Origin of the sequence: Bifidobacterium stellenboschense, assembly GCF_000741785.1 — a bacterium.
GTDB classification, from domain to species: domain Bacteria; phylum Actinomycetota; class Actinomycetes; order Actinomycetales; family Bifidobacteriaceae; genus Bifidobacterium; species Bifidobacterium stellenboschense.
Genome location: NZ_JGZP01000025.1, coordinates 20118 through 27058 on the forward strand (window position 1 = coordinate 20118; position 6941 = coordinate 27058).

General features: G+C 65.2%; 10 protein-coding genes. 4 read left to right on the forward strand and 6 right to left on the reverse strand.

Annotated features, from left to right (window positions below):
* Positions 1 to 89 precede the first annotated feature (89 nt).
* The 4 genes from BSTEL_RS10280 to BSTEL_RS10295 are packed head-to-tail and all read left to right on the forward strand — an operon-like array spanning position 90 to position 1248.
* Positions 90 to 413 carry a hypothetical protein gene (locus BSTEL_RS10280; RefSeq protein ID WP_034530144.1) on the forward strand — a complete coding sequence of 108 codons (324 nt, stop codon included), beginning with the start codon at positions 90 to 92 and terminating at the stop codon, positions 411 to 413.
* Entirely contained in the window at positions 410 to 748 is a 339-nt protein-coding gene (locus BSTEL_RS10285; protein ID WP_202962087.1) for a DUF7724 family protein, read from the forward strand. Before BSTEL_RS10280 ends, BSTEL_RS10285 begins: the two co-directional genes overlap by 4 nt.
* Positions 741 to 974 carry a DUF7723 family protein gene (locus tag BSTEL_RS10290; protein ID WP_034530146.1) on the forward strand — a complete coding sequence of 78 codons (234 nt, stop codon included), beginning with the start codon at positions 741 to 743 and terminating at the stop codon, positions 972 to 974. Before BSTEL_RS10285 ends, BSTEL_RS10290 begins: the two co-directional genes overlap by 8 nt.
* A complete protein-coding gene (locus BSTEL_RS10295; RefSeq protein WP_034530147.1) occupies positions 967 to 1248 on the forward strand; it encodes a DUF4160 domain-containing protein in 282 nt (93 codons plus the stop codon). The genes BSTEL_RS10290 and BSTEL_RS10295 overlap by 8 nt, the downstream gene beginning before the upstream one ends.
* Positions 1249 to 1308: 60 nt before the next feature.
* On the opposite strand, the gene BSTEL_RS10300 is transcribed toward BSTEL_RS10295, so the two are convergent.
* From BSTEL_RS10300 to BSTEL_RS10325, 6 genes are all read right to left on the reverse strand, one after another.
* Positions 1309 to 1569 carry a hypothetical protein gene (locus tag BSTEL_RS10300; protein ID WP_156963284.1) on the reverse strand — a complete coding sequence of 87 codons (261 nt, stop codon included), beginning with the start codon at positions 1567 to 1569 and terminating at the stop codon, positions 1309 to 1311.
* 516 nt (positions 1570 to 2085) lie between these two features.
* Positions 2086 to 2718, reverse strand: a complete 633-nt coding sequence (locus BSTEL_RS12245; protein WP_238567698.1) for a type 1 periplasmic-binding domain-containing protein — start codon at positions 2716 to 2718, stop codon at positions 2086 to 2088.
* 191 nt (positions 2719 to 2909) lie between these two features.
* Complete coding sequence (locus BSTEL_RS10310) at positions 2910 to 4181, reverse strand: class I SAM-dependent RNA methyltransferase (RefSeq protein WP_034530150.1); 1272 nt, start codon at positions 4179 to 4181, stop codon at positions 2910 to 2912.
* 45 nt (positions 4182 to 4226) lie between these two features.
* Positions 4227 to 4964 carry a DUF3159 domain-containing protein gene (locus BSTEL_RS10315; RefSeq protein ID WP_034530152.1) on the reverse strand — a complete coding sequence of 246 codons (738 nt, stop codon included), beginning with the start codon at positions 4962 to 4964 and terminating at the stop codon, positions 4227 to 4229.
* Between the two features lies 1 nt (position 4965).
* Complete coding sequence (locus BSTEL_RS10320) at positions 4966 to 5841, reverse strand: DUF3710 domain-containing protein (RefSeq protein WP_034530153.1); 876 nt, start codon at positions 5839 to 5841, stop codon at positions 4966 to 4968.
* Between the two features lie 136 nt (positions 5842 to 5977).
* Positions 5978 to 6835, reverse strand: a complete 858-nt coding sequence (locus tag BSTEL_RS10325; RefSeq protein WP_034530162.1) for an exodeoxyribonuclease III — start codon at positions 6833 to 6835, stop codon at positions 5978 to 5980.
* Positions 6836 to 6941 lie beyond the last annotated feature (106 nt).

Sequence of the window (6941 nt, forward strand, 5' to 3'; positions counted from 1 at the left end):
TTACCGGAACCGTTCTCTTCCGATGGAATGGACATGGCGGCAACTCTGCCGGACTTCCACCTTCGGACTCACGCGCGATAATGGGCGGTATGGAATCGGAATGGATTGACGGCGGGCGCGAAGCGGCGCAGTCGGTGTGGGGCGGCGAGCAGTCGCATGGCGGCATGGCGGGCATGGCGATGTTCTTCGTCTGTCTTCTCGCCGTGGCGTTCATCCCCGGATCGGGCGCCGGTATATGGGTGGCACGCATCGGCATCGTCATCATCGTTCCCGCGATCGTCGCCGTCGTCTGGAACCGCATCGAACAACCGGAGACGCGCACGCCTTTACATGGCGTCTCCTTCACGCCCCGGCGGAAACGGTACAAGCCTACGCCGCCTATAATCGAAAACAACATGGAATCGCTTTCGTGACAGGTACCGGAAGGAGGGAATCGACCATGTGCGCACCACCTGCATGCAATCTGGAACCGGGAAACGATACGGCGTATCTGAGTGCGGAGAACGGCTTCACCGTGTTCGAATATGGTGGTCACCGCATACGCTTCCGGGCCCCATACTCACTGGAACGATACACGGATATCAAACAATGGGATGATGACGGATATCTGGTCGTAGACGCGAAATACAAGCACAATGCCCTGTCCGAGGAAGAATACATCGATTTGGGGCCTATCCTTACGGATCTTTACATCGACGCCGCCCATTTTCTCAAACCGATCAAGAAAGTGAGGATAGCCCATGCCTGATATCGCGGCAATCGCCAGCACTGCGGGAATGATCGTCAATGGCTATGCATTCACCAACGCCGAAGACGGACATGTCAAAGTCCTGAACCTCAACAGCCCCGACTCGGCCATCGTACTCGATCGTGGCGGCAACATACTCGAAACCAGTATGGACGACATGGAAGCAGGCATCGTCCAGGAGTATTACCGGAACAACCGGGAATTCCTAGAGGAGGAACATGCCTAAGTACTTCCAATTCATGGTCGCCGGATACTATCTGTACTTCTCTTCATTCGGTGTTATCGAATGCATGCATGTACACGCCAGCGACACCAAACTTACCGAATCCGGTTCAGCGAAGTTCTTCGTAAAAGCCAACGGCGACACCACTTTGGAACGCCAAGGCAGACTCACCGCGAAAGAGATCTCCATCATTCAGAAGTTCATCAAGAAGAACTATCGGGAGATGTATCTCAAGTGGAAGGAGTACAGCACCGAGGACTTCTATGGACGTTCCTGAGTTCCATAGCCAAGTATTCGGGGCGTATTCCGTTTTCATTCTTCCCTTTATGCAGGAGCTCTACCAACGTTCCAGCATGTGCTGCATGACGCCGTTCTTCACGGCGTCTTTGAAATGGCCGATGTGAGCTCCCCGCAGCACGTACGCCTCATCGTCGGAGCCGTCATCGTAGCGCTCCAGTTCCTCCTGCATGACGGTTCCGATCACCTCGGCGAATTCAGCGAACGTCATGGCCTGATCCAAATCAATGCCGAGCGCGGCGTATGCGCGAATCACATCGGGGTCGACGCCCGCATCGAACATTCTCGCGGCGACACTCATAACGCACTCCTCCCATCGGCTTGCGACCGACATCACACCGTCATCACCCTCATCCTGGCACACCCAAAGAACACGGAGATGTGCATAAGGCGCCGGACCCATCACATCGATGTGAGTCTGCGTCGTCGATGTGCCATTGGCGTCGCTTGGTACCGATGCCTGGCATGGCAGCGACGCTGAGATGGTTTCCGGAGTCGGAAGCGCGCCAAGGATGACACAACCCGGACGCTGACGGGGGCATGAGCGTCGGCGGTCTGCCAAACTTGGCACGGATACGACGCTGGGAGAGCTCTTAGCGTCGGGAGTGCGCCATGGGTGGCGCGGAAACGACGCTTGGAGGATGCCCGGCGTAGGTTCCACGCCAAGCATGGCACGGATACGACGCATGAAAGGCACCCGGCGTAGGTTCCGCGCCAAAGCTGGCCGGAACCGACGCGGGATGGCAGGCTCCGACGGGGATGGCAGGCGGACAGCACGAATTGTGATGCGCAGCCTAGCCTTGCGCTCCCCCATCCCCTATCTCACCGTGCTGACGATGATCCGGCGGGCGTGGAGTTCGTCGTTGAGGATGGTCATGGCGGCGTCGTCGATCGGGGTGGCGTCGGCGGCGCGGTCGTTGATGGTGAGTGTGGCGGCGTAGAGACGCTCGTCGGCGGGCGCATGCACAGGCGAGAGCAACGCGACGGGGATGCCGGCGTCGCGGGCGTCCCGCAACGCGGAGTTCCAGCCGGCCGCATCGGCCGTGACATCGATGTCAGACACGATGATGAGGCTCACGACGCGCGAAACCATGTCGCGCACGCCCTGCTGGGCGCGGGTGGCCACGGCGGCGGAATCAGCGGAGCCATCACCGGAATCGGGATTACCGGCCGCCCCGGAACCGGAACCAGAGGATGAACCGGAACCAGAGGAATCACCAGAAATCCCCGAGGCTCCGGAATCCTTCACCGACACGTACACGGCCTCCAAGCCGGCATCGGCGAACGCGTCCAACACCACCGAATCGGCGGCGGCCGTGGCGGAGCCGACGACGCCGATCACCGCGTCGTCACGCACCGTGCCGACATGCGCGATGGACGGCGAACGGCCCTGCGTGTCGCCGACCGCGGTATCGCGCGGCGCGCACGCGGCCGGCACGAGCAAAGCCACGGCGCACAGGGTGCAGGCTCCGATACGGACCGCCCGAGTCGCCGTATGACGCAACGCATGCGGCCAGACCATCAAGGGCGACGATGCGGCATCCGTCGTCATGGAATCCTCTACCACAGCGGTACCCGAAGTACCCCCGCCCGAGGTACCGTCACCCGAAGCGACGGCATCCCGCGAGACGAAGCCCCCCGTCACGCGACGTCCTCTCCGCGGCGGAACAGGGCGACCGTCTCGACGTGATGGGTCATCGGGTAGATATCGTAGGCGCGCACGTCGGCGAGCTCGTAGCCGAGCCCGCGCAGCGTGCCCGTGTCGCGGGCGAGCGACGTCGGATCGCACGCGATGTAGATGATGGAGCGTGCGCCGGATTCCGCCATCTGACGGCACACCTTGGCGCGGGCGCCGGCGCGCGGCGGGTCGAGCACGATGAGGTCGGGCTTCGCGAGATGCGCGGGAACGTGCGCGAGCGTGCGCGCGACGTCACCACAACGAGCGTCCACGTCCGCGAGATCCATGCGGCGCAGGTTGCGTTGCTGGCTCTTGACCGCATCACGGCCACCCTCGACGCTGAACATGCGCGTGTGCTCGGTGACGAGCGTCGCCAGCGGCAGCGTGAACAGGCCGGAACCGGAGTAGAGATCCCAGATGACGGCATCGTCGCGGCCGTCGAGTTCGCGGCGCGCCAGGTCGATCACGTGGTTCGCGAGCGCGACGGGCGCCTCGCGGTGCACCTGCCAGAAGCCGTTCGCGTCGACCTCGTAGGTGAACGTGGTGCCGGCGACCATGACCTGCTCGTTGAGCACGCGCGAGCCGGCGGTCAGTTCGCCGTCGACGAGGATCGCGTGATTGTCGCGGATGGTGACGTCGCCGCGCGGTTCGGGCACGGCGATACGGATCTGCGAGCCGGGTTCGAAGCCGCCGTCCCATACGTGATGCTCGCCAGCCACGTCGAGCAGGGTCGTCGTGGCGAGCGGCATCGTGTCGAGGGGGACGCGCACGTGCGTGCCGCGGCGGCGCATCGACGGGCGGCCGTCCTCGTCGGCGATCATCTCGATGCGCGTACGCCAATGGAAGCCGCCGAGCGTCTCGTCGCCTTCCGCGCGTTCGATGGGCACGACCACGTCGATATGGCCGAGCCGGCTCAGCTGTTCGGAGACGGTGACCGCCTTCCACTTGAGCTGGCCGGACAGGGAGACGTGCACGAGGTCGGCGCCGCCGACGCCGCCGCCCATGGCGAGCGGTCCGGCGAGCGGCCATGCGGGCGGGACGCGGTCGTCGCTCGGTTCGATGACCTCGACGACCTCGCCGGTCCAGAACCGGTCGTCGCGGTCGTGCGGCTCGTCGAGCGCGATACGCACGTGCTCGCCGGGCAGGGCGAAACGGACGAACACGACGCGTCCGTCGATGTGGGCGACGCAGCGGCCCTGGTCGGCGTAACGTTCGATGCGGACTTCGGCTTCCATGGGTTCCTTTTCCGGTTGTAGCTTCTGCTGTCTTCGATGCTTGACTTATTCGGTCGCCTCGCGGGCGCGGGCGGCCGCCTTGTGGCGGTGCAGGGGCGTGGCGATGACGAGGTAGCTCACCCAGATGGCGAGCGCCCAGAACGGGATACCCATGATGAGACGGGTCACGCCGAGCGCGCCCACATGGTCGGTCACGTAGAGCGGCACCTGCACGGCGAGACGCAGCGCGAACAGGCCCAGCCACAGGGCTGTGATGATCATGTACGCGCGTTTCAGCGCCTTGTCGTCCATCCAGTCGCGGAACCATGCGCGGAACCGTTCGGTGGGCATCTGACGGATGAACTCGATGACGAGGCCGAGACCGGGCACGCGCACGGCGAGCGAGACGGCGAGCAGCGCCGCGTACACGCCGTTCGTGAGGAAGCCGAGCATGTAGTAGTTGCGGGCCTCGTGGCTCTTCCACGCCCACACGAGGCAGATGCCGACGGCGATGAGGCCGCTCAGCGCGCCCATCACCGACTGGCGTTGGATGAGACGGGCGATTACCTGCACGACGGCCAGCGCGGCGGACACACCGATGGTGAGGTTCAGGTCGTTCGTCGCGATGAACAGGACGACAAACACGACGCCGGGCAGCATCGATTCGACGACGCCGCGCGGGCCGCCGATCGCCTCGATGACGGAGAAGTCCTCCCCCGCGTCGCCTCCGGCATGGTCGCCGGCCCCGGCGAGTGCGCCGAGGCCGGTGCGTTTGCGTTGCGTGGATTGCTTGGATGCGCTCACGTCAGCGGACTTCGGAGAACATCGGTCCACGCGAGAGCGTGGTCTTGACTTCCGTCTGCTGGTCCTGGCTCAACGGGCCGTCCGGGCGGGTGGGCACGTCCTTCAGGTGCTCCTTGCCCTGCGTCTCGTCCGCGTCTTCGCCCTCGGCGGCGGCCTTCGCGGCCTTGCGCTCGGCGGGGCCGACCGGCGGGTGCATGGGGATGAGGTCGCGCGGGGCGAGCGGCTCGTCGCCGCGCTCGACGACGATGTCCGAGAAGAAGCGGTTCAGCGCCTCGGTCTCCTCGGCGTCCGGGTCGGTGGCGGCCACGCCGGAGAAGATGCCGCGCAGCATCCAACGCGGGCCGTCCACGCCGACGATGCGCGTGGTGAGGGTCTTGCCGCCCTTGATCTCGACGGGCAGGCGCAGCTCGGTGCCGAACACGCCCTCGACGGCGGAGGCCTTCTTGTTGGCGGCGAGGAAGTCGTCGCGCCAATCCTCCCACAGGCCGAGAGTCTTCGGCGCGGCGTACGCCTCGATCTCCAGGCTGGAGTTCCTGTAGGTGATGGTGGAGCCGAGGATGGCGCGGGTGGCGCGGTTCGCCTTGATGCGCAGCTCGATGTGCTGCATGAACGGCAGATAGTAGGCGCCAAGGTCGAGGTAGTCGTCGTAGTCGGGCACGTCCTCGTCGTCCACGTCCCACGGGCCGCGTTCCTCGCCGCGTCCCACGTATTCGCTGCTCGCCTCCGGCAGCGCCGCGGCGGCCGTCTCCTCGGCGGTCTCGCTGTCGGCCTTGGCGGCGGCGTTCGCGGCCGCGGCGGCCTTCGCGTCCTCGTCCTCGGTCTCGACTGCGGCCTTCTCGGCCTTGTCCTTCTTCTTGCCGAATCCGAACAGTCCCATGGTTCCTCGTTTCGTACGTTCTTACGGTTGCGACCTTGTTAAGGGTAACACCTTCGACTGCCTTATGGGCGTCCGCGGCACCCCCTCAGACGGCCTTCGGCCGCCAGCTCCCCCTGAAGGGGGAGCAAAGGAGGTGTCACACGTCGTAGCGGATGGTGAGGGGCGCGTGGTCGGACCAGCGCAGATCGTAGGCGGGCGCCTTGTCGATCACGAATCCGCGCGCGGTCTCGGCGAGCTCCGGCGTGGCGAACTGGTAGTCAAGACGCCAGCCGACGTTGTTGTCGAAGGCGCGGCCGCGCTGGCTCCACCACGTGTACGGTCCCTGGATGTCGCCGGCGAGGTCGCGCATCACGTCGACGAACTCGTACTCGTCCAGCCACCGGTCCACGTAGGCGCGCTCTTCGGGCAGGAAGCCGGCGTGCTTCACGTTGCCCTTCGCGTTCTTGATGTCGAGCGGCGTGTGCGCGATGTTGAAGTCGCCGCACAGCACGGCCTGACGCCCGCCTTTCGCCGCCTCGTCACGCAGTTCGCCCATGCGGGTGAGCATCGTGTCGAGGAAGCGGAACTTCTGCGCCATCTTCGTCTCGTCGTCGGCGTTGCCGGCGTGCACGTACACGCATGCGACGGTGATCGAATAGCCCTGCGGCGTGGTGACGTCCGCCTCGATCCAACGGCCCGAATCGACGTCCTCGTCGAGACCGGGCAGACCATGGCGCGTGTCCGTCACCTCGAGGTCGGAAAGCAGGGCAACGCCGGCGCGGCCCTTGACGCGGCACACCTCGTTGACGCGGTGAAGCGCGGCCGGCCCTTCGATGCGGCCCGCCTCCGTGTAGTCGGCGGCGAGACCGTCGAGAATCGGATCGAGCTCGGCCTGCGGGGCGCGCACCTCCTGCATGCACCACACGTCGGGCGTGTTGCGCCGCGCCCACTCCTCCACGCCCTTGCGTTTCGCCGCGCGGATGCCGTTCATGTTCGATGTCGTGATGGAGATCATGCGGTTCACTATACGGGCATGTATGACGAAGGCTCCCTCTCGCGAAGAGAGGGAGCCTTCAGGTCGGTCCCGCCGGCGGGACCCCCCGCGCAGCGGGTGGGGGTGG